This window comes from Micromonospora sp. WMMD712, from assembly GCF_029581295.1.
In the GTDB taxonomy this organism is placed as follows: domain Bacteria; phylum Actinomycetota; class Actinomycetes; order Mycobacteriales; family Micromonosporaceae; genus Micromonospora; species Micromonospora carbonacea.
This window is the reverse complement of the sequence record NZ_CP120743.1, coordinates 2,612,887-2,634,577: the sequence shown is the minus strand read 5'-3', so window position 1 is coordinate 2,634,577 and position 21,691 is coordinate 2,612,887. Positions and strand designations below refer to the sequence as shown.

At 73.8% G+C, this 21,691-nt stretch carries 18 protein-coding genes, 1 tRNA gene and 2 pseudogenes; 11 read left to right on the top strand and 10 right to left on the bottom strand.

Annotation, left to right across the window (positions count from 1 at the left end):
• Positions 1-50: 50 nt before the first annotated feature.
• On the bottom strand, positions 51-806 hold the full coding sequence (locus O7633_RS11030) for a hypothetical protein (protein ID WP_282327682.1): 756 nt from the start codon (positions 804-806) through the stop codon (positions 51-53).
• 248 nt (positions 807-1,054) lie between these two features.
• On the opposite strand from O7633_RS11030, the gene O7633_RS11025 reads away from it, so the two are divergent.
• A complete protein-coding gene (locus tag O7633_RS11025; RefSeq protein ID WP_282327680.1) occupies positions 1,055-1,669 on the top strand; it encodes a copper resistance CopC family protein in 615 nt (204 codons plus the stop codon).
• A gap of 91 nt (positions 1,670-1,760) precedes the next feature.
• Here the strand turns inward: O7633_RS11025 and gltX are convergent, their stop codons facing one another.
• From gltX to O7633_RS11010, 3 genes are all read right to left on the bottom strand, one after another.
• Positions 1,761-3,170, bottom strand: a complete 1,410-nt coding sequence (gltX, locus tag O7633_RS11020; RefSeq protein ID WP_282327678.1) for a glutamate--tRNA ligase — start codon at positions 3,168-3,170, stop codon at positions 1,761-1,763.
• Between the two features lie 116 nt (positions 3,171-3,286).
• Positions 3,287-4,564, bottom strand: a complete 1,278-nt coding sequence (locus O7633_RS11015) for an MFS transporter (RefSeq protein ID WP_074474699.1) — start codon at positions 4,562-4,564, stop codon at positions 3,287-3,289.
• 4 nt (positions 4,565-4,568) lie between these two features.
• Positions 4,569-5,966 (bottom strand): GH1 family beta-glucosidase, encoded by a 1,398-nt coding sequence (locus tag O7633_RS11010; protein ID WP_282327676.1) that lies wholly within the window; start codon positions 5,964-5,966, stop codon positions 4,569-4,571.
• A 257-nt stretch (positions 5,967-6,223) separates the two neighbouring features.
• Here O7633_RS11010 and O7633_RS11005 point away from each other — a divergent pair, with 257 nt between their 5' ends.
• Positions 6,224-6,670: an SRPBCC family protein gene (locus tag O7633_RS11005; RefSeq protein ID WP_007072337.1), complete on the top strand. Its 447-nt coding sequence runs from the start codon at positions 6,224-6,226 to the stop codon at positions 6,668-6,670.
• A 165-nt stretch (positions 6,671-6,835) separates the two neighbouring features.
• Here O7633_RS11005 and aceE read toward each other — a convergent pair whose 3' ends face one another.
• Entirely contained in the window at positions 6,836-9,580 is a 2,745-nt protein-coding gene (gene aceE / locus O7633_RS11000) for a pyruvate dehydrogenase (acetyl-transferring), homodimeric type (protein WP_348776328.1), read from the bottom strand.
• Between the two features lie 157 nt (positions 9,581-9,737).
• Between aceE and O7633_RS10995 the strand changes: the two genes are divergently transcribed.
• The gene (locus O7633_RS10995; RefSeq protein ID WP_074474701.1) at positions 9,738-10,058 is read left to right on the top strand and encodes a hypothetical protein; all 321 of its coding nucleotides are present in this window, start codon (positions 9,738-9,740) and stop codon (positions 10,056-10,058) included.
• Between the two features lie 107 nt (positions 10,059-10,165).
• Positions 10,166-10,570 (top strand): secondary thiamine-phosphate synthase enzyme YjbQ, encoded by a 405-nt coding sequence (locus O7633_RS10990; protein ID WP_282327671.1) that lies wholly within the window; start codon positions 10,166-10,168, stop codon positions 10,568-10,570.
• Positions 10,571-10,615: 45 nt separating this feature from the next.
• On the opposite strand, the gene O7633_RS10985 is transcribed toward O7633_RS10990, so the two are convergent.
• Complete coding sequence (locus O7633_RS10985) at positions 10,616-12,268, bottom strand: alkaline phosphatase D family protein (RefSeq protein ID WP_282327669.1); 1,653 nt, start codon at positions 12,266-12,268, stop codon at positions 10,616-10,618.
• Between the two features lie 330 nt (positions 12,269-12,598).
• Between O7633_RS10985 and O7633_RS10980 the strand changes: the two genes are divergently transcribed.
• The 6 genes and pseudogenes from O7633_RS10980 (at position 12,599) to O7633_RS10960 (ending at position 17,132) form a co-directional block, all read left to right on the top strand.
• Positions 12,599-13,081, top strand: a complete 483-nt coding sequence (locus O7633_RS10980; protein WP_278128490.1) for a MarR family transcriptional regulator — start codon at positions 12,599-12,601, stop codon at positions 13,079-13,081.
• 80 nt (positions 13,082-13,161) lie between these two features.
• Positions 13,162-13,500 (top strand): annotated as a pseudogene (locus O7633_RS33150) (transketolase); the annotation flags it as partial.
• 393 nt (positions 13,501-13,893) lie between these two features.
• A pseudogene (locus O7633_RS10975) lies at positions 13,894-15,861 on the top strand (thiamine pyrophosphate-dependent enzyme); the annotation flags it as partial.
• Positions 15,862-15,973: 112 nt separating this feature from the next.
• The gene (locus O7633_RS10970; protein ID WP_282327666.1) at positions 15,974-16,411 is read left to right on the top strand and encodes a DUF3052 domain-containing protein; all 438 of its coding nucleotides are present in this window, start codon (positions 15,974-15,976) and stop codon (positions 16,409-16,411) included.
• 99 nt (positions 16,412-16,510) lie between these two features.
• On the top strand, positions 16,511-16,978 hold the full coding sequence (locus tag O7633_RS10965) for a peroxiredoxin (RefSeq protein WP_007072327.1): 468 nt from the start codon (positions 16,511-16,513) through the stop codon (positions 16,976-16,978).
• An 82-nt stretch (positions 16,979-17,060) separates the two neighbouring features.
• A tRNA-Val gene (locus O7633_RS10960) sits at positions 17,061-17,132 on the top strand.
• Positions 17,133-17,191: 59 nt separating this feature from the next.
• Here O7633_RS10960 and O7633_RS10955 read toward each other — a convergent pair.
• On the bottom strand, positions 17,192-18,403 hold the full coding sequence (locus tag O7633_RS10955; RefSeq protein ID WP_278128485.1) for a pectate lyase: 1,212 nt from the start codon (positions 18,401-18,403) through the stop codon (positions 17,192-17,194).
• A 159-nt stretch (positions 18,404-18,562) separates the two neighbouring features.
• Positions 18,563-19,255, bottom strand: a complete 693-nt coding sequence (locus O7633_RS10950; protein ID WP_282327664.1) for a TetR/AcrR family transcriptional regulator C-terminal domain-containing protein — start codon at positions 19,253-19,255, stop codon at positions 18,563-18,565.
• A gap of 49 nt (positions 19,256-19,304) precedes the next feature.
• Here O7633_RS10950 and O7633_RS10945 point away from each other — a divergent pair, with 49 nt between their 5' ends.
• Positions 19,305-20,159: an alpha/beta hydrolase gene (locus O7633_RS10945; protein ID WP_282327662.1), complete on the top strand. Its 855-nt coding sequence runs from the start codon at positions 19,305-19,307 to the stop codon at positions 20,157-20,159.
• A 15-nt stretch (positions 20,160-20,174) separates the two neighbouring features.
• On the opposite strand, the gene O7633_RS10940 is transcribed toward O7633_RS10945, so the two are convergent.
• Positions 20,175-20,507, bottom strand: a complete 333-nt coding sequence (locus O7633_RS10940) for a DUF6204 family protein (RefSeq protein ID WP_278128479.1) — start codon at positions 20,505-20,507, stop codon at positions 20,175-20,177.
• A gap of 160 nt (positions 20,508-20,667) precedes the next feature.
• Positions 20,668-21,540 carry a hypothetical protein gene (locus O7633_RS10935; protein WP_282327660.1) on the bottom strand — a complete coding sequence of 291 codons (873 nt, stop codon included), beginning with the start codon at positions 21,538-21,540 and terminating at the stop codon, positions 20,668-20,670.
• Positions 21,541-21,691 lie beyond the last annotated feature (151 nt).

Here is a 21,691-nt window from a genome sequence, read left to right as displayed (position 1 = left end):
GGTGCCGAGGGCACGCCGGCCCCGCGCCGAGTGGCACGGGGCCGGGCCCGTCAGCGGGTGCGGCGGCGGATCAGCAGCGCGATCCCGGCCAGCCCGAGGGTGATCACCAGCATCACGCCGACGTTGAGCAGCAGCAGCCGCTGCAACTCGGCGAGCGCCTCGTCGATGTCGCCGGCCGGGTTGATCGAGTCGTCGGGCAGCACCCGCTCGCCGCCCCCGACGCCGCCGCTGACCGTGTCGAGCTGCCGCTCCAGCGGCACCCCGACCGTGCGCAGCGTCTCGGACATGCTGAGCCGGCCGAGGAACCAGCCGGCCTTGTCCTTGCGGGCCGGGTCCGGCTGCTTCGCCGGCCGGTAGACCCGGGGGCCGCCCTTGGCCAGCGGATAGAGGTCGTAGGTCTGGGTGGCGATCTCCCCGACCAGCACCACCACCGTGAACTTCGGCCCGAGGTCGGCGGCCTTCGGCCCCTTGTCGGCCCCGGTGCGGCCGAGCCAGCTCACCTGGTCGACGACCGCGACCACCTCGACGGGGTGGGTGGTGGCCCGCAGCCGCAGCGGCTCGGCCAGGCCCACGCCGGTGATGTCCACCCCGGCCGGCAGGGTCTTCCTGGGCACCTTGCGGGCCAGCGCCGTGCTGGCGGCGGCGGCGGCGTCGGCCAGCGCCGCGCCCGTCGTCGCCTGGCCGGTCGCCGCCGGACCCGTGGCCGTGCCGGCCGCCCGGGCCGGCCCCGCCAGCGTCGTGACCAGTGCCGTCACCAGCAGCGCTCCCGCCGCCGCCCGGCACGACCGCCGTACCTGTCGGACCATCGCCGCCTCCTCGCCCCGTTCGATTTGGATGGCTTCGCTGCAGGTCACGCGTTGGTCGGTCGATGGCGGTGACCATGCCCACAGGGCGGGGCGCCCACCTGAAAGACTGCGCAGAACGTCGATCGGTTGCAGCTGTTGGATCGGGAATTGGAACTATCTGCGATCTCGGCTCGACTAATCAGGCAGCCGTAGATCAGCGGGCGGATAGTACCTTTACGGAGGTGTACATGGGGGGCAGGTTCCCACGCGTGGCGCGTACCTGGTGGGTCGTGCTCGGCGTGGCGCTCGGTGTGTCGTTCGTGCTCCCGGCCGCGCCGGCCGCCGCGCACAACTCGCTGACCGGCAGCAACCCGGCCAACGGCGCGCGGATCGCCACCGCGCCGGAGCGGGTCGAGCTCCGTTTCCTGGCGAAACCCGCCCCGGGTACGACGAAGATCACAATCACCGGGCCGGACAACGTGGACGCCCTCGACGGTGAGCCGACCTTCTCCGGGACGCGGGTGCGCATCCCGTTCGCGCCCGGCAAGGCCGGCCTCTACATCGTCGGCTACCAGCTCGGCTCCGCCGACGGCCACCCGATCAAGGGCGAGGTGCGGTTCACCCTCACCACCGGCACCCCGGCCGAGCCCTCGTCGCCGTCGGCCGCCGCGCCCGAGCCCGTGCCGCCGTCGGACGCGCCGTCGGCCGCCGCGCCGTCGTCGGCCGCCCCGGCCACGGACGGCGGCGGCAGCGCCGTGCCGGCCGCCAGCGAGTCGACCGACGGGGGCCCGCCCGGCTGGCTCTGGGCGCTGGGCGGCGGCGTGCTGCTGCTCGTCGCCGCCGCCGTCGGGTTCACCGTGCGCCGCCGCCGCGCCGGCACCTGAGCGCCGGCGCGCACGACGCGTAGGGGCCCGCCGGCGAACCGGCGGGCCCCTACGGTCGCGTACCCGATCAGTCAGGCGTCGCGTGCCCCGGTCAGGGCAGGCGCAGGCGGGCGGCGCGCAACCGGGCGAGGGTGCGCTCGCGGCCCAGGACCTCCAGCGACTCGAACAGCGGCAGCCCGACGGTGCGGCCGGTGACCGCCACCCGGACGGGCGCCTGGGCCTTGCCGAGCTTGAGGCCGCGCTCCGCGCCGACCGCCTCCAGCGTCGCCTTCAGCGACTCGGCGTCCCACGACGTGAGCCCGTCGTACGCGGCGATCGCCGCGTCGAGCAGCTCGGCCGCGCCCTCCTTCATGGCCTTCGCCCACGCCGCCTCGTCGACGACCGGCGAGGCGAGGAAGAGGAAGTCGACGTTCGGCACGATCTCGCTGAGCACCGCGATGCGGGTCTGCGCCAGCGGGGCCACGGCGGCGAACGCGGCCTCGTCGAACTCCGCCGGCTGCCACGGCGGCGGCGCGACGGTGTCGGTGCCGGTCAGCCACGGCCGGCACGCGGCCACGAACTCGTCGACCGGCAGCGCCCGGATGTAGTCGCCGTTGAACGCGCGCAGCTTCTTCTCGTCGAAGAACGCGGGGGAGGGGTTGACCTCCTCCAGCCGGAACTCCTCCTCGATCACCGACCAGGGCACGATCTCCCGGTCGCCCGACGGCGCCCAGCCCAGCAGCATCAGGTAGTTGCGCATCGCGGCGGCGAGGTAGCCCTCGTCCCGGTACGCCTCCAGGGCGACCTTGTCCCGCCGCTTGGACAGCTTCTGCCGCTTCTCGTTGACCACCACGGGCACGTGCGCCCAGACCGGCGGCTTGACGCCCAGCGCGTCCCACAGGAGCTGCTGCTTGGGCGTGTTGGGCAGGTGCTCCTCGGCGCGGATCACGTGGGTGATCCCCATGGTCATGTCGTCGACCACGTTGGCCAGCAGGAAAACCGGCGACCCGTCGCCCCGGGCGATGACGAAGTCCTCGATCAGCCTGTTCTCGAACGTCGGCTCGCCCCGGATCAGGTCGACCACCACGGTCTCGCCGGTGTCCGGGGTGCGGAAGCGCAGCGCGCGCCCCTCGCCGGCCGCCAGGCCCCGGTCGCGGCAGAAGCCGTCGTAGCCGGTGTACTGCGAGCCGGTGCGCGCCTGCACGGCCTCGCGGGTGCAGTCGCAGTAGTACGCCCGGCCGCCCTCGTACAGCCGCTGCGCGGCGGCCCGGTGCTCGGCGGCGTACGAGGACTGGAAGTACGGGCCCTCGTAGCTGCCCCGGGCGATGCCGATCCAGTCCAGCGCCGACAGGATGCCCTCGGTCCACTCGGGCCTGTTGCGCGCGGCGTCGGTGTCCTCGACGCGGAGCACGAACACCCCGCCCTGCTGCCTGGCGTAGATCCAGTTCTGTAGGGCCGAGCGGGCGCCGCCGACGTGGAACATTCCGGTCGGAGAGGGGGCGAAGCGTACACGTACCGTCACGTCCCCAGCCTACGGCCGCCGGGAAGAGGTTTAAGGAGGGGCCCCTTGTTAACGCTTTCTGTAGGGGAAGGGCCCCCTGCAATCAGACCCGCGCCCGCCGCACCCCGCCAGCGTCGTCACGCCACGCCACGGATCCTGACGACGAGGGCGCTGCCGAGGACGGTGACCACCGCGGTGACCGCGTACAGGGTCGGGTAGCCGCCCAGGTGCACCACGATCGGGGCGGACAGCGCCGGGCCGAGCACCTGCGGCGCGGAGTTCGCGATGTTGATCACCCCGAGGTCCTTGGCCCGGTTCGTGGCCGCCGGCAGCACCTCGGTGATCAGCGCCGCGTCCACCGACAGGTAGACGCCGTAGCCCGCGCCGAGCAGCACCGCCGCGACCATCGCCATCGGCCAGACCGGCGCGACGGCCAGCAGCAGCGCGGCCACGGCCATCACCAGCCCGGAGACGATCACGTAGATCTTGCGCCGGCCGGAGCGGTCGGAGAGCCGGCCGGAGACCACGGCGGTGAGGATCATCCCGAGCGTGTAGAGCAGGATCAGCACCAGCAGCCCGCCCTCGGGGTCGGGGTAGCGCACCCCGTCGGCGAGGAAGTACAGCAGGTACAGGGTGCCCAGCGCGTTGCCGAGCTGCACCAGGAACCGGGTGAGCCAGGCCCAGGCGAAGTCCGGGTGCCGGCGCGGGCTGATCCACATCGAGGCGAGCAGCGCGCCCACCCGCAGCGGCGGCCGGTGCGTCCGGGGCAGCGGGTCGTCGGCGGTGAGCAGCGCGAACGGCAGCGCCAGCAGCAGCACGGCCAGCGCGACGGCGGCGTAGCCGGCGGCGTTGCCGGTGACCACGGCCGTCACCAGCACCGCGCCCAGCACCAGGCCGAGCGACTGCGGGATGCCCACCCAGCCGGAGACGCCGCCGCGCTGGAGCACCGGCACCCGGTCGGGGATGCCGGCGGTGAGGCTGGCCAGCATCGCGTTGAAGCAGACCTGGGCGGCGACCCAGCCGACCGCCACCCCGGCGATGGTGTCCTGCCGGGCCAGCAGCACCAGGGCGAGCGCGCCGAGCACCGCCCCGCCGGCCGTCCAGACGTGCCGGCGGCCCAGCTCCCGGCCGCCCAGCCGCAGGCAGGTGCGGTCCGACAGCGCCCCGGCGAGCGGGTTGGCCAGCACCGCGGCGAGCGCGCCGAGGCCGGTGACCACGGCGAACATGGCCTCCTTGTCGCCCGGGGCGATCCGCTCGATCTGCTGGGGCAGCAGCACCTGGATCGGGGTGAAGAAGGCCATCCAGACGCCGAGGTTCGCCGCGAAGATCAGCGCGATCCAGCTCCGCCGGACCGGGACGGTCGGCTCGGCGAGCGCGGCGGGCAGCGCCGCCGGCGTCGGGTCGACGGTGGTCACGGCGCTACTCCGCGTCGGCTGTGGCGCGGCGGGCGGCGGGCGCGGCGACGCCGGGGGGCGTGGGGGCCGCGCCGGGCCGGATCGCGGTGTCGCGCAGCCAGGCGTACGACGACTTCGGCGTGCGCGCCCCCGTGCCGAAGTCGACGTGCACGAGGCCGAACCGCTTGGTGAAGCCCTCCGCCCACTCCCAGTTGTCCAGCAGCGACCAGACGAAGTAGCCCGTGACGTCCACGCCGTCGTCGATCGCGGCCCGCAGGGCGCGCAGGTGGGCGTCGAGGTAGGCGATCCGGTCCGGGTCGTGGACCCGGCCCTCGGCGTCGGGTACGTCGTCGTAGGCGCAGCCGTTCTCGGTGACCTGGATCGGGGGCAGCCGGTCGCCGTACCGGTCGCGCAGGCCGGTGAGCAGCTCGCGCAGCCCGTCGGGGGCGACCGGCCAGCCGAACGCCGTGCGCGGGTACCCGGCGAGTTCCACCAGCTCGAACGGCAGCGGCGAGCCGGCCTCGGGCGCGCGTACCCCCGAGGGGTTGTAGTAGTTGACGCCGAGCACGTCGAGCGGCGCGGCGATGACGGCCAGGTCGTCGCCGCGCACGAGCCCCGGGTCGAGGTCGAGCAGGTCGGGGTAGCCGAGGCCGAGCAGCGGGTCGGTGAACAGCCGGTTGTGCAGCGCGTCGTACGCGGCGGCGGCGGCCAGGTCGGCGTCGGTGTCGCCGGCCGGGCGCACCGGCGAGTAGTTGTTGGCGATGGCGACCGGGCCGGCCGTGCGGGCGCGCAGCGCGGCGACGGCCAGCCCGTGCCCGAGGAGCTGGTGGTGGGCCGCCGGGAACGCGTCGAACAGCAGCGTCTGGCCGGGGGCGTGCTCGCCGGTGCCGTAGCCGAGGCTCATGTGGATGAACGGCTCGTTGAGGGTGATCCACAGCTTCACCCGGTCGCCGAGGCGGGCGGCGACCAGGTCGGCGTACTCGGCGAACCGGGTGGCGGTGTCCCGGTGCAGCCAGCCCCCGGCGTCCTGGAGGGGCTGCGGCAGGTCCCAGTGGTAGAGGGTGGCGACCGGGTCGATCCCGGCGGCGGCCAGGTCGTCCACGAGCCGGTCGTAGAAGTCGAGGCCGGCGGCGTTGGCGGGCCCGGACCCGCCGGGCTGGACCCGGGGCCAGGCCACCGAGAAGCGGTACGCCGACACCCCGAGCCCGGCCATCAGCGCGACGTCCTCGGCGTGCCGGTGCCAGTGGTCGCAGGCGACGTCGCCGGTGCTGCCGTCGGCGATCAGCCCGGGGGTGTGCGCGAAGGTGTCCCAGATGGAGGGCCCCCGGCCGGCGGCGGTCGCCCCGCCCTCGATCTGGTAGGCGGAGGTGGAGACTCCCCAGCGGAATCCGGCCGGGAACTCGGGCAGCGGCTCGGTGGTCATGCGCTCTCCAGGCGGCAGGGGGCCGGCGGCGTCCGCGGGCGCGGGACGCGCGACGTCCGACGTTCGTGCGGCCGTCCGGCCGGACGAACGTGAAACGTGTTCGGACTCTAGGCCGCGGCGGGAGTTTGCGCCATAGGTCGATTGCGATCGGGGCGCAAGGGTTTTCGGCGTGTCTTTTCCAAAGTTGTCCGGTTGCGTCCGATTTAGCGCATAGAGTGCCGAATATCGCGGATGTCCTCAGTGGGGGAAAGAACGAAATGATCCTCGTCGAACGCAGTGCGCACGTGATGGCGCCGGTGGAAGCGGTCTGGGAAGTCGTGCAGCGGGCCGAGCAGTTGCCGGCCTGGCTGGCGGGAGTTCGCGCGGCGGAGGTCCTCTCGGGGGAGGGCTTCGGCCGGCGGCAACTGGTCCAGGCCGGGCGCGGGTCGGCGCACGAGGCCGAGGTGATCGCCTACCAGGAGCCGACCCTGATCGGCTGGCGGGAACGCGCCAAGGGCGCCGGTGCCCGGGCCGAGGCCCGCACCGAGATCTACGTCCAGCTCACCGCGGACGAGGAGGAGGGCGGGACCATCGTGCGGCTCATCGTCGTACGCTGGCCCGCCGGCCCGGTCAAGGCCGCCCTCCTCCGGCTCGGTCTGCGGCGGGTCGGCGCCGACCTGGAGGACTCGCTGGCCCGGCTGACCGACCTGGCCGCCGTCGGCTGAGCGGGGCCCGTCTCACGGCGCCATCCGCGACGGCGGTGGCCCGGCGCGTCCCCACCAGGAACGCCCGGACCACCGCCGTCACACTGCCCGGCGTGGGAAGCCGTAGCCGGTACGCCGAGGGGCCCGGCGCGCGACGCGCGCCGGGCCCCTCCATCGTGCCTGTGGCTAGCTGTCGCCGCCGGTCTCGCCGACCGGCGCCGCGTTCACGTCGTCGATGGCGTACTTCTTCGCCGCCTCGGCCGGGGTCGACGCCGGCACCGTGCCGCGCAGGGCGAGCTGCCGCAGCGTCGCGACCGTCACCGACTCGGCGTCGACGTGGAAGTGCCGGCGCAGCGCGTGCCGGGTGTCGGACATGCCGAACCCGTCGGTGCCGAGCGAGGTGTAGTCGCCCGGTACCCAGCGGGCGATCAGGTCCGGTACGGCACGCATCCAGTCGCTGACCGCGACCTTCGGCCCGTCGGCGTCGGCCAGTTTCCGCTGGATGTACGGCACCCGCTGCTCCGCGCCCGGGTTGAGCAGGTTGTGCTCCTCGCACTCCACCGCGTCCCGGCGCAGCTCCGTCCAGGAGGTCACCGACCACACGTCGGCGGCCACCCCCCAGTCCTGGGCGAGGAGCTGCTGCGCCTTGAGCGCCCACTGCATGCCCGTGCCGGAGGCCAGGATGTTGGCCCGCGGCCCGTCGCCGTCGACCTTCGGGGCGGGGGAGTAGCGGTAGATGCCCTTGAGCAGCCCCTCGACGTCCACGTCGGCCGGCTCGGCCGGCTGGTGGATCGGCTCGTTGTAGATGGTCAGGTAGTAGAAGACGTTCTCCGGCTGCTCGCCGTACATCCGGTGCAGGCCGTTCTCCATGATGTGCGCCAGCTCGAACGCGAACGCCGCGTCGTAGGCCACCACCGCCGGGTTGGTGGCGGCGAGCAGCAGCGAGTGGCCGTCCTCGTGCTGGAGGCCCTCGCCGTTGAGCGTGGTCCGCCCGGCGGTCGCGCCGAGCACGAAGCCCCGCGCCATCTGGTCGGCCGCCGCCCAGAACCCGTCGCCGGTGCGCTGGAAGCCGAACATCGAGTAGAAGATGTAGAGCGGGATCATCGGCTCGCCGTGGGTGGCGTACGCGGTGCCGGCGGCGGTGAACGAGGCCACCGAGCCCGCCTCGTTGATCCCCTCGTGCAGGATCTGCCCGGTCGTCGCCTCCTTGTACGACAGGAACAGCTCCCGGTCGACCGAGGTGTAGCGCTGGCCGTGCGGCGAGTAGATCTTCTGCGTCGGGAACAGCGAGTCCATGCCGAACGTGCGGGCCTCGTCCGGGATGATCGGCACCCAGCGCTTGCCGAACTCCTTGTCCTTCATGATGTCCTTGAGCAGGCGGACGAAGGCCATCGTGGTGGCCACCTTCTGCTTGCCCGAACCGCGCTTGACGTCGGAGAACCGCTCGGTGCCCGGGATCGCCAGCGCCCTGCCGGCCCTCCGCCGCGACGGCAGGTAGCCGCCGAGCTGCTCCCGCCGCTCCCGCAGGTAGGCGATCTCCTCGGACTTCTCGCCCGGCGTGAAGTACGGCGGGAGGTAGGGGTTCTCCTCCAGCGTCTTGTCCGAGATGTCCAGGTAGAGCCGGTCGCGGAACAGCTTCAGGTCGTCCAGCGTCAGCTTCTTCATCTGGTGCGTGGCGTTGCGGCCCTCGAAGTGCGAGCCGAGCGTCCAGCCCTTGATCGTCTTGGCCAGGATCACCGTCGGCTGGCCGGTGTGCTCCATCGCCGCCTTGTAGGCCGCGTAGAGCTTGCGGTAGTCGTGCCCGCCCCGCTTGAGGTTCCAGATCTCGTCGTCGGTGAGCCCCTCGACCATCTTGCGGGTGCGCGCGTCGCGGCCGAAGAAGTGCTCCCGCACGTACGCCCCGGACTCCGCCTTGTAGGTCTGGTAGTCACCGTCGGGCGTGCTGTTCATCAGGTTGACCAGCGCGCCGTCGGTGTCGGCGGCGAGCAGCGGGTCCCACTCCCGGCCCCAGACCACCTTGATGACGTTCCAGCCGGCGCCCCGGAAGAACGCCTCCAGCTCCTGCATGATCTTGCCGTTGCCCCGGACCGGCCCGTCGAGCCGCTGGAGGTTGCAGTTGATCACGAAGGTGAGGTTGTCCAGCTCCTCGCGGGCGGCCACGCCGATCGCGCCGAGCGACTCGACCTCGTCCATCTCGCCGTCGCCGAGGAACGCCCACACGTGCTGCTGCGAGGTGTCCTTGATGCCCCGGTGGTGCAGGTAGCGGTTGAACCGGGCCTGGTAGATCGCGTTCAGCGGGCCGAGGCCCATCGAGACGGTCGGGAACTCCCAGAAGTCCGGCATCAGCCGCGGGTGCGGGTACGACGGCAGCCCGCCGCCCGGGTGGGACAGCTCCTGGCGGAACCCGTCGAGCTGGTTCTCGCTCAGCCGCCCCTCCAGGAACGCCCGCGCGTACATGCCCGGCGAGGCGTGGCCCTGGTAGAAGATGTGGTCGCCGCCGCCCGGGTGCTCCTTGCCCCGGAAGAAGTGGTTGAAGCCCACCTCGTAGAGCGACGCGGAGCTGGCGAACGTCGAGATGTGCCCGCCGACGCCGATCTCGGGGCGCTGCGCGCGGTGCACCAGCATCGCCGCGTTCCACCGGATGTACGCCCGGATCCGCCGCTCGATGTGCTCGTCGCCCGGGAACCACGGCTCGCGCTCCGGCGGGATGGTGTTGATGTAGTCGGTGGTCGTCAGCGACGGCACCCCGACCTGGCGCTCCCGCGCGCGCTCCAGCAGGCGCAGCATCACGTACCGGGCGCGTTTGGTTCCACGCTCGTCGATGACACCGTCCAGCGACTCGACCCATTCGCCGGTCTCTTCGGGGTCGATGTCCGGAAGCTGGCTCGGCAGACCGGCGGTGATCACCGGGCGCTTGCGTTCCGTGGCCACAGGCGTTCCCTCGGTTGTGTGTGGGATAGGTCTCTAGATGTTCATCCTGCCTTCTACCGACGGTTTTCGTCACGTCTGGCTCCCCCAGACGCGACGCTCAACACAGGTACCGGCCGGTAACTTCTGGTGGTTTGCGCTCGCCCCCTACCGTCGACCCATGACGATGCTGCGAGCCGTGGCGAGCGCACTCGTGCTGGCCGGAGCGCTCACCCTCCTGCTGTCGGTGCTCGGCCTCGCCGGCGGCCGACTGGACGCCGCCCCCGTGGGCCTGTTCGGCCTGGCCCTGCTCGCCGTGGGCCTGGTGCTGCTCAACCGCGCCGGCGGCCGGGGCGCCCGCTACGGCTACGCCACCACCACCGGCGACCCCGCCGCCTCGTACGGCTCCGGCGCGTACGGCGCGGGCGCCGGCCAGCCCGGCGCCGACTTCCACACCGGCGACGCCGGCGCCGGCTGGTCCGGCGACCCGGGGCCCGGCTGACGCGGGCGCTGCCGGCTCCCCGGCTGACGAGGGCCCGGCTGGCGCGGGCCCGCCGACACGACCGGCCCCGGCTGACAGACCCGGGTCCCGGCGGCAGAATGCGGCGTATGCGCACCGAGGTGATCACCGTCCAGACCGGCTCCCGACCGACCGTCCGGGACATCACCGCCGAGGCGGAACGGTTCGTCTCCGGCGCCGGCGACGGCCTGCTGCACGTCTTCGTGCCGCACGCCACCGCCGGCCTCGCCGTCATCGAGACCGGGGCCGGCTCCGACGACGACCTGCTCCGGGCGCTGGACGACCTGCTGCCCACCGACGACCGCTGGCGGCACCGGCACGGCTCGCGCGGCCACGGGCGCGACCACGTGCTGCCCGGCCTCGTCGCCCCGTACGCGACCCTGCCGGTGATCGACGGGCGGCTCGCGCTCGGCACCTGGCAGTCCATCTGCCTGGTCGACACCAACGGCGACAACCCCACCCGCAAGGTCCGCTTCTCGTTCCTCCCGGGCTGACCGCCTCCGGCCCGCGCGAGGTCCCCACCGCCGCCCGGGGCCCGCTCAGGGCCGCAGGGTCTCCGCCTCCACCGTCTGCCGGCCCAGGTCCACCCCGGCCCCCGGTACGGTGCGCGCGCCCGGCGCCGGCGGCCGGTCGTACGTCTGGTGCAGGCCCGGCACCCGGTCCTCGATCACGAACGTCGCCCGGGTGTAGGCCGGCGCGTCCGGCCGGCTCACGTACGGCACCACGTCGAAGTCGGCCGCCAGCTGCGCCGGGGTGATCGTCGTGCGGACGTACCCCCGGAGGTTGTTCTGGAAGCGCAGGTGCGGGTTGAACGCGAACCACGGGTGGGAGCCCGTCGCCGAGTCCGCGCCGTCGCCGGTCGACGTGACCGAGGAACAGACCAGCTCGCTGCCGACGGTGCGCGACGTGGGGTCGGCGTAGTCCAGCTTCAGGTCGCTGGCCCAGTGGGCGTGCACGTCGCCGGTGAGCACCACCGGATTGCGCACCCCGGCGGCCAGCCAGCCCCGGGTGATCCGGTCCCGGGAGGCCACGTACCCGTCCCAGGCGTCCATGCTGGTGACCGTGAGCGGCCCCGAGTTGTTGTCCCGCTGCGCGAAGAAGACCTGCTGGCCGAGGATGTCCCAGCGCGCGTCGGAGCGGCGGAACCCGTCGAGCAGCCACGCCTCCTGCTCCGCGCCCGTGATCGACCGGGCCTCCTCGGCCGCCGCGGCGCACTCCCTGTATCCGTCGCCGCACGCCTGGTCGTCGCGGTACTGCCGGGTGTCGAGCATGTGGAACGTGGCCAGCCGGCCCCAGCGCACCCGCCGGTACAGCTGCATGTCGATGCCGCGCGGCAGGGAGGTCCGCCGCAGCGGCATGTTCTCGTAGTACGCCTGGAACGCCGCCGCCCGCCGGGCGAGGAAGTCCGGGTCGGGCGCCTCCGGCACCTCGTCGGCCCAGTTGTTCTCCACCTCGTGGTCGTCGAAGACCACCACCCAGGGGGCCACCGCGTGCGCCGCCTGGAGGTCCGCGTCGGTCTTGTACTGGGCGTGCCGCTGCCGGTAGTTCGCCAGCGTCCGGGTCTCCGGACCCTCGTGGTCGCGCGGGTTCCCGCCCGGCACCGTGTAGGTGCCCTTCTCGTACTCGTACTGGTAGTCGCCCAGGTGCAGGATCAGCTCCGGCTCGGTCTCGGCCAGCCGCCGGTACGCGGTGAAGTAGCCGTGCTCGTACTGCGAGCAGGAGACGAAGCCCATCGCCAGGGCCGAGGGCAGGCTCTCCGGGGCCGGGGCGGTGCGGGTGCGCCCCACCGCGGACGCGTACCCCTCGGCCCGGAACCGGTAGAAGTACTCCCGGCCCGGCAGCAGCCCGCCCAGCTCCACGTGCACGCTGTGCGCCGCCTCAGGGCGGGCCTGCGCCACGCCCCGGCGTACCACGTGCCGCATCCCCTCGTCGGCGGCGACCTCCCAGGTCACCGCCACCGGCCGCGACGGCATGCCGCCGAGGCCGTCCTCCGTGAGGGGCTGCGGGGCCAGCCGCGTCCACAGCACGAAACCCTCGTGGTCGGGGTCGCCCGAGGCCACCCCGAGGGTGAACGGGTCCTGCCGCAGCGGGCGGGCGGCCGCCGCGCCGGCCGCCACGGGCAGCCCGGCCAGCGCGCCGGCCGCGCCGACCGCCGCGCCGGAGAGCAGGATCGTACGTCGGGACAGTGTCACGGTTTCCTCCCCAGAGTCCGTGTTGTTCGACTCCGGGGAGCGTCGCGTCCGCCGATGGCCGCCAGGTGAAAGGAAGGGCCCCTTGTTATCGCCTTTTGTCGAACAAGGGACCCCTGTTAACACCCGCCGGGCGGGCATGCCCGCGCGGGCCGGGCGGGCGCGGGCCGGGCGGGCGCGGGCCGGGCGGGCGCGGGCCGGGCGGGCGCGGCGGCTGCCGCGAAAGCGGGGGTGAGAAGGGAACCCTTCTCTACCGTAGGCGTTAACAAGGGGCCCTTCCTTCCCCCAAAGTGGTGGAGGTGGTCAACAGTTGGGGCGGCGTACGATTGCGCCATGGCGCAGCGCATCCCCACCGAGGCGACGCCGCACGCGGATGCCCGCGCCGACCTGGCCGGGGACGCCGTGCGCCGGATCCTGCACGTCGCCTCGGCCCTCCGGCACCGGCAGGACGCCGGGGTGGCCGGGCTGGGCCTCACGCCGGCCGTCGCCCGGGCGCTGCACGTGCTGGACCCGGACCGCCCGCTGCCGGCCCGCGACCTGGCCGAGCGGCTGCGCTGCGACCGCTCCAACGTCACCGCCCTGGTCGACAAGCTGGAGCAGGCGGGCCTCGTGGAGCGCCGGGCCGACCCGACCGACCGGCGGCAGAAGACCCTCGTGGTCACCGGGGACGGCCGGCGGGTGCGCGACCGCGTCCAGCGGGTGATGTCGGACTCCCGACTGCTCGACGGGCTCACCGACGCCGAGCTGGCCACCCTGCGCGAGCTGGTGTGGAAGGTCGCCGACGGCGGCTGCCCCGAGGAGCATGCCGTGCGCTGACGCGCCGCCGGGGCCGGTGGCGGCGGTGACCGGTCCCGGGCGGACCGTGTCTGAGTGGGCGACCGGCCGCCGCGTCGGTAATGCTGTCGGACGTGACCACCCCGCAAGATCTCGATGACCGGTTCCGGGAGGCCCTCGCCGGGCTCGCCGCCGCGCCCCGGCGACGTGATCCGGCCGAGCCGGTCCACGACGACGCGCCGCTGACCGGGGCGCAGTTGCTGGACCTCTTCGACGCCCAGGTCACCAGCCGGCAGTTGGACCTCGCCGGGCGGTGGCTGCGCAGCTTCGGCGAGGGCTTCTACACGATCGGCTCCGCCGGCCACGAGGGCAACGCCGCGGTGGCCGCCGCGCTGCGTCCCGGCGATCCGGCCCTGCTGCACTACCGTTCGGGCGCGTTCTACTGCCTGCGCGCCGCCCAGGCCGCCGGGGAGGTCGCCTTCCCGGTGCCGGAGGAGGAGGCCGCCGCACCGGCGTCCGGGGCGGAGCCCACGCCGTCGGAGCCCGGGGCCGGGATGCCCGGGGCCATGGGGCCCGTGGTCGGGACGCCCGAGCTCGGGGCCCCGCCGCCCGGGGCGCAGGGAGCGCCGTCCGGCACCGGGACCACGTCGCCCGGGGCCGAGCCCGAGGCGGTGGCGGAGGCCGGGGCGGTGGCGGAGGCCGGGGCGGTGGCGGAGGCCGGGGCCGGTGCGGCCGGCGGCCCGGCACCGGGCCGCGACCACCCGGCCGACGGGGACGACGCGGCCGTCGGGCAGGACGCGTCCGCCGGCGACGACGCGTCCGCCGGCGACGACGCGACCGTCCGGGAGGACGCGTACGCCGGGGCGGCCCGGGACGTGCTGCGCGGGATGGTCGCCTCGGCGCGGGAGCCGATCGCCGGGGGCCGGCACAAGGTCTTCGGCCGGGCCGACCTCGCGATCGTCCCGACCACCTCCACCATCGCCTCGCACCTGCCCCGGGCGGTCGGCGCGGGGCTGGCCCTGGAACGGCTGCGCCGCCGCGACCCGGCCGGGCGGCGGGCCGGGGCCGACCCGCTCGGCGACGTCGGGCAGCCGCCCCGCTCGCCGTGGCCGCCGGACGCCATCGTGGTCTGCTCGTTCGGCGACGCCTCGGTCAACCACGCCAGCGCCACCGCCGCGTTCAACACCGCCGGCTGGTACGACCACACCGGCCTGCGCATCCCGGTGCTGTTCGTGTGCGAGGACAACGGCCTCGGCATCAGCGTCCGGTCCCCGAAGGGCTGGGTGGAGGCGACCCTGCGGTCCAAGCCGGGCATCCGCTACTTCTCCGCCGACGGCACCGATCCGGTGCAGACGTACGCGGCGGCGGTGGAGGCGGCCGGCTGGGTGCGCCGGCACCGGCGGCCGGCGGTGCTGCACCTGAGCACCGTACGGCTGATGGGGCACGCCGGCGCGGACGCCGAGACGGCGTACCGCAGCGCCGGCGAGATCGCCGCGGACCTGGACCGGGACCCGGTGCTGGCCACCGCCCGGCTGCTGGTGGCGGCGGGCGTCGCCACGACCGACGAGCTGCTGGCCCGCTACGACGAGCGCGGCTGGCAGGTGCGCCGGATCGCGGAGGAGGTGCTCGGCGAACCGAAGCTCGCCTCCGCGGCCGAGGTGGTCGCGGAGCTCGCGCCCCGCCGTCCGGCCCGGGTGGCCCGCGCGGTCGCCGACGCGGCGGTCCGGGCCGGCGGACCCGGCGCGGCGGTCCGCGCGGACACGTTCGGCGGCCGGCTGCCTGAGGCGGCCGGCCCGCTCACCCTGGCGCAGAGCATCAACGCCGCCCTCGCCGACGGCATGCTCGACCACCCCGGCATGGTCGTCTTCGGCGAGGACGTCGCAGCCAGGGGCGGGGTGTACGGGGTGACGAAGGGGCTGCGGGACCGCTACGGCGCGGCCCGGGTCTTCGACACGCTGCTCGACGAGACGTCGATCCTCGGGCTCGGGCTGGGCGCGGGGCTGGCCGGGCTGCTGCCGGTCCCGGAGATCCAGTACCTGGCGTACCTGCACAACGCCGAGGACCAGTTGCGCGGCGAGGCGGCGACCATGCGGTTCTTCTCCTCGGGGGCGTTCCGCAACCCGATGGTGGTGCGGGTGCCGGGGCTGGCGTACCAGGAGGGCTTCGGCGGGCACTTCCACAACGACAACTCCCTGGCCGTGCTGCGGGACGTGCCGGGGCTGGTGGTCGCGGTGCCGGCGCGGCCGGACGACGCCGCCGCGATGGTGCGTACCTGCCTGGCGAGCGCGGCGGTCGACGGCAGCGTCTGCGTGCTGGTGGAGCCGATCGCGCTCTACCACACCCGCGACCTCTACGCCGAAGGTGACGGCGAGTGGTTGGCCGACTACGCCGGGCCGGGTGGGTGGGCCGCCGGCCACGCGCCGGTCGGCCGGGCCCGGGTGTACGGCGTCGGCTCCGCCGAGGACGTCACGATCGTCACTTTCGGTAACGGGGTGCCGATGTCGCTGCGCGCCGCCGCCACCCTCGCCGACGAGGGGGTCGGCAGCCGCGTCGTCGACCTGCGCTGGCTCGCCCCGCTGCCGGTCGCCGACCTCGTCCGGGAGGCGTCGGTGACCGGCCGGGTGCTGGTCGTGGACGAGACGCGCCGCTCCGGCGGGGTCGGCGAGGGGGTGCTCGCGGCGCTGGTCGACGGCGGATATGTCGGTGCGGCGCGCCGGGTGGCCGCAATCGACTCGTTTGTACCATTAGGTCCGGCAATGCGTGCCGTGCTGGTCACCGAGGATGCCATCACCCAGGGTGCCCGTACGCTGCTGGCACGGTAAATTCCGTTCCACCCGGTGCGCCACTTGCGCGGGGGGCTGCAAGTGTGTGGACTTTGCCTGACGGCGTCGCCGCGACGCCGCGAGCAGGGACGAGATGAGGAGGCACGCGACAGTGAGCGCGACCGCTGGTCAGGCCGCCGACGGGGTACGCAGCCTGGCGGACCGGTTCGGTATCGAGCCGGGGATGGTCGTCATGGAGATGGGGTACGACGAGGACGTCGACCAGGATCTCCGGGACGCCCTGACCGACCGCTGTGGAGAGCTGGTCGACGAGGACACCGACGAGGTGGTCGACGCGGTGCTGGTCTGGTACCGAGACGGCGACGGTGACCTCTTCGAGCTGCTCGTCGACGCCCTCGGCCCGCTGGCCGACAACGGCGTCGTGTGGCTGCTGACCCCCAAGGCCGGGCGGGAGGGCCACGTCGAGCCGAGCGAGATCGCGGAGTCCGCGCCCACCGCCGGCCTGCAACAGACGTCCACGGTCAACGCCGGCCGGGACTGGAGCGGCGCCCGCCTCGTGCTGCGCCGGGGGGTCAAGGGCAAGAAGTAGCCGAACCTGCCCCGGCCGTGGGGCCGGCCACACTCCGTGGCCCCGGCCCTCGGGTGTGGCAGGCTGATGCCACCTCCAGAATCGACCCAAGGAGCTCGCATGCCGATCGAGGTTGGCGCCGAGGCGCCGGACTTCGTGCTCAAGGACCAGAACAACCAGGAGGTCCGGCTGTCGGACTTCCGCGGCAAGCGCACCGTGCTGCTGGTCTTCTACCCGCTCGCCTTCACCGGCATCTGCCAGGGCGAGCTGTGCGAGGTGCGGGACAACCTCAACGAGTACGTCAACGACGACGTCCAGGTGCTCACCGTGAGCGTGGACTCGGTCTACGCCCACAAGATCTGGGCCGAGAAGGAGGGCTACCAGTTCCCGCTGCTGGCCGACTTCTGGCCGCACGGCGCGGTCGCCCAGGCGTACGGCGTCTTCAACGACGTCGCCGGCATCGCCAACCGCGGCACGTTCGTGATCGACAAGGCCGGCGTCGTCCGGTTCGCCGAGATGAACATGCCGGGCGAGGCGCGCGACCAGCAGGGCTGGCGCAAGGCGCTGGCGGACGCCGTCGCCGCCTGATCCCACCACGGGCACACCGACGCGGCGGGCCGGAACCGGCAGGGTAAGCTTGCCGGACTCCGGCCCGCCGCGCGGGCGTTCGGGGCGCGTAGCTCAGTGGGAGAGCACTCGCCTTACAAGCGAGGGGTCGCAGGTTCGAAACCTGCCGCGCCCACCCATCACCACCGGCGCGGGAACGCTTCCGAAGATCGAGAACCCGGCCGCCGGCAGTGACTACCGGAAGGTGACGTCACTCCTGTTGACCTTGCAGTTGGCGTCGTTCCAGCCCTCACCGAGGTAGCTGGGTTCGCTGCCCTTGGGCACGCCCTTGTACTTGCCGCAGATGGTGGCCGAGCCGATGACGACCACGCGGGTGATCGTCGCGGTGTCGTTCCAGTTGCTGTTGATGCCGGCGAGCATGTCGATGTCGTCGACGAGGACGTTGTCGATGCGCACGTGGCGGGTGTACGAGGTGGTGCAGTTGCCGCAGCCGCGGTACAGCTTGCCGGACCCCTTGAGGTAGAAGCCGGAGATGTTGACCGTGCCGTTGCCGTTGTGCTGGAAGGTCTTGTCGCTGCCGCTGCGCGCGCCGCCGCCGATGACGTAGGAGGTGCCGCCGTTGGTCTGCTTGAAGGTGGCGGCGTCCTCGCCGATGTCGTTCCACCACACGTTGCGCAGCGTGCAGGTGCCCTCGCAGTGCACGCCGTCGCCGGCGGGCGAACCGAGGATGACGTTCTGCAACGTGCCGCCGTTGGCGATCTTGAACATCGGGTCCTGCGACTCGCCCTGCCCACCGTCACCGATGCAGCAGTAGGTCTTCATCCCGCCGTCGAAGGTGCCGGAGACGTTGACCGTGCCCGAGATGCTCACCGAGCCGGCCGACGACGGCCACGCGCCGGTCGGCGTGCCGGGGTTGCTGGTCGGGCCGGACGTCGGACCGCTGGTGGGGCTGGTGGTGGGGCTGGTGGTCGGGGTCGACCCGCCGCTGGCGTACGTCTCGAACTCGGCGATCCGCGGGGCGCCGGACGCGCTGGTGATGACGAAGGAGATCTTCTTCAGCGACGTCGCGGAGAAGTTGACGGTGCCCGGGGCGCTGCTGCCGCTGGCCAGGACGGCGCCCGTGTCGTGGTTCGTGAGCTGCCAGCCGCTGATCGCGCCGCCGCCCGAGGCCTGCACGATGACGGCCGAGGACACCGTGGTGGCGCCGCCCCACTTGACCGAGATCGTGCCGGTCGAGCCGCTCGGCGACCAGAATGTGCTGGTGTTGCCGTCGATGACGTTGCCGTAGCTGGTGCCGCTGGCCTTGCTGGAGCCGTCGGCGCCGGCGCCGATGCTCAGGTTCGTGGCGGCCGAGGCGTGCGGGATCTGCAGCGCCAGCGCGGCGACGGCACCTGCGACCGCAGTGGCACCGCCGGCCAGCCATCGGGTAGCGACTTTGCGTCTCATCTGATCCGCCCTTCAATCATGAACACTCTGTTACGGAAAGCGCTTTCCGGTAACCATAGGGCCTTATCGATGGTGCGGCAAGATGGCGGCAGCAGGGCTGAACGGCGCGAGCCGAGGCCGGCCGGCGGCGGGCCGCCGGCCGGCCCGCCGCGCCTCGGCTCAGCTGCCGGGCCGCCCCTCAGCCTCCCCGGCGTCGCCGAGCAGTCCGCGCAGGACGCCGCGCACGGTCGCCTCGAACAGGTCGCGCTGTGCCGGCGGCGCCTGCGGCGCGGCGAGGGCGGCGGCCAGGTGGGGGAACGCCGCCGGGTCGATCCCGTCGAGGCGGGCCGGCGGGCCGGCGGCTTCGCTGCGGGCGAACAGCGACACCACGCCGGTCGTCATGGCGATCGCCTCGAACTTGGTGGTGGTCGCGGCCGGCACCGGCCGCAGGACGGCCAGGCAGTGATCGAAGAAGGCCAGGCTCTCCGGGCCGAGGGCGGTCGGCCGGGGCAGGATCTCCACCAGCCACCGGTGCCTGCGGTACAGCTCCAGTTGCCGGCGGGCGATGCGCAGCATCGCGTCCAGCCAGTCGCCGGTGGCCTCCGGGTAGGGGCGCAGCTCGCCCGCCGCCCGGTCGGCCATCAGGTCGAGCAGGTCGTCGCGGGAGGTCAGGTAGCGGTAGAGCGATCCCGCGCCGGTGTCGAGCGCGGTGGCGACGGCCCGCATCGAGACCGCGCCGAGGCCGTCGGCGTCCGCCACCGCGATCGCCGCGGCCACGATCTCGTCCCGGGTGTGCGTCGGCGCCGGGCCCCGGGCGCCCCGGGTCGGGCGGGACCAGATCGACGGCCGCACTGGTTCGGCGGATGAGGTCACCGGTACACTCTAAACTGCGAACGACGTTCGCGGTTTAGGGGAGGGTGACGTGGAACAGAGTTGGACCGTGCAACGGGTGCCCGCGGCCGACGGGGCCGAGATCGTGCTCCACTCCACCGGCGTCGGGCCGGGCATCGTCGTCGTGCACGGCGGCGGTGTCACCATCGAGATCTACCGACGGCTGGCCGACCGGCTGGCCGACCGCTTCACCGTGCACCTCTACAACCGCCGGGGCCGGGCCGACGCGGCCGCCCGCGCCGAGCCCTACGACGGCGAGCAGGACATCGACGACCTCGCGGCGCTGCTGACCCACACCGGGGCCCGCAACGTCATCGGCCACAGCGGCGGCGGCTTCATCGCCCTGCGCGCCGCCGCGCGGCGGCTGCCGATCGCCCGGCTCGCCCTCTACGACGCGGCGGTGCAGGTCGACGGCCTCTTCCCGGCCGCGTGGCTGCCGGCCGCGCGGGACGCCGCGCGGGCCGGCGACCTCGCCCGCGCGATGGCCCTCACCGGCGCCGGCCTCAACACCCAGTCGGCCACGTCGCGCCTGCCGCTGGGCCTCCAGGTCACCATGTGCCGGCTGTTCGTCCGCACGCCCATCGGGCGCACCATGGCCGAGCTGCTGCCCACCACCCTCGACGAGACCACGCTGATCTTCCGCCACGACGGCCCGCCGGAGCAGTGGGCCGGCGTCGACGCCGAGGTGCTGCTGGCCTGCGGCGGGGCCGGGCCGCCCTACTACCGGCCGACCAACGAGGCCCTGGCGGGGGCCCTGCCGCACGCCCGCACCCTGGTGGTGCCGCGCGCGGGTCACGACGCGCTCAACCGCGCCCCGCGCCACCTGGTCGACGCGCTCGCCGAGTTCTTCACCGCCCCGGTCGCCTCGGAGCGGGCCGGGTCGTGACGACCGTCGTCGCGGTCAGCGGCCCCGCTGGCGGACCTTGATGCTGTCGAGGTCCGTCGCCACCGACGTGAGGTCGCGGTGGCCCGCGCCCAGCCCGCGGACGGCGGCTGCGGCGAGGGCCTCCGCCCGGCCGGTCACCACGTCCTCGGCGTCGTCGGCCGTGGCCCGGACGACGCAGCGGAAGGTGAACCCGAGGAGGGCACGCTCGTAGGTCACCGTGCCCTCCTCGGTGAACCGCGCCGCGAACACGTCGTGCTCGTCGGCCCGGGCGAGCAGCGCGGCCCGCTGCCCGGCGTCGAGCGGCGCGAACCTGCCGCGCACGATGACCTGGTACGTCTTGTCCGTCATGTTGTGCTGCTCCCCGGTTGGTGGACGAAGTCACGACGCCGTCGGACGGCGGGTCCACCCGTCATCGTGCCGCGCCCACGGCGTACGGCAAGCGGTTTACCTGCCCGCCGCCACGACGGCGCGGGCCGCCGGGGGTGACCGGCGGCCCGCCGCGGGCGGGTCAGTTCGCGCAGACCGCGTACGCGCGCACCTTCCAGTTGCTGCTGAACCCGTTCTCGTCCTCCATGGCCCGGACGGTCACCGTGGTCGAGGAGGTGGCCCGCATCTCGGTCAGGCGCACCTGGCCCTCGCCGCCGACGATCTCGCCGCCCACCCCGTGCACGCGCGTGCCGGCCGGGCAGGTGGCCACCACCGACTGGACGGAGGCGGAACCGTAGGCGCTGTCGTCGACGACGCGCTGCTCGCCGGGGAGCGGGTCGGCGCAGATGGCGGTGGCGTCGAGCCACCAGGTGCCGGCGAAGCCGGTGTCGTCCTCGGCGCCGGCGACCACGACGCTGCTCTGCTGGATGCGCAGGTCCTCCAGGATCACCTCGCTGTTCGACGCCCCGACGACCGCGCCGCCGACCCCGATGGCGTGCTTGCCGGCGGGGCAGGACTTCTCGAACCAGTTGCTCGTGCCGAGGCTGGGCGCGGAGCTGCCGGAGACGGTGACCAGGCCGCTGGGGGCCGGGGCGCACACCGCGCTGGCGGTGACCGACCAGTCGCCGGCGACGCCGTTGCCGTCCTCGCGGCCGGTCACCGAGAACGCGCCGCCGCCGACCAGCGGACGCATGATGTCCATGCCGACCTGCCCGAGGCCGGAGCCGGTGACCGCGCCGCCGCCCCCGATGACGGTGGTGCCCGCCGGGCAGGTGGCGGCCTGCGACTTCGCGACGGAGTTGCTCGGGCCGGTGGTCGTCTTGAGGCTCAGGCCGGGCACCGCCGCCACGGGCCCGGTGAGGGCCAACTGGCCGAGCACGAGCGCGCTCAGCGTCGCCCCGCCCACGGCGGCCGTGCGACGCGTCCAGCGGCTCCGGTTCGATCCTTCTCGCATGTGTCTGACCCCTTGTCGGGAAAGCTCGGCGCGGCGGGTGACCGGCCGAGGGTTGGCGCGTTGACACCGGTGGGAGACACGAGGGGCCGGGACGCCAACAGAAAACCGCGGAGAAGTTTTCCGGGCCGGCCGGCGTACCGCCGGGGTCGGA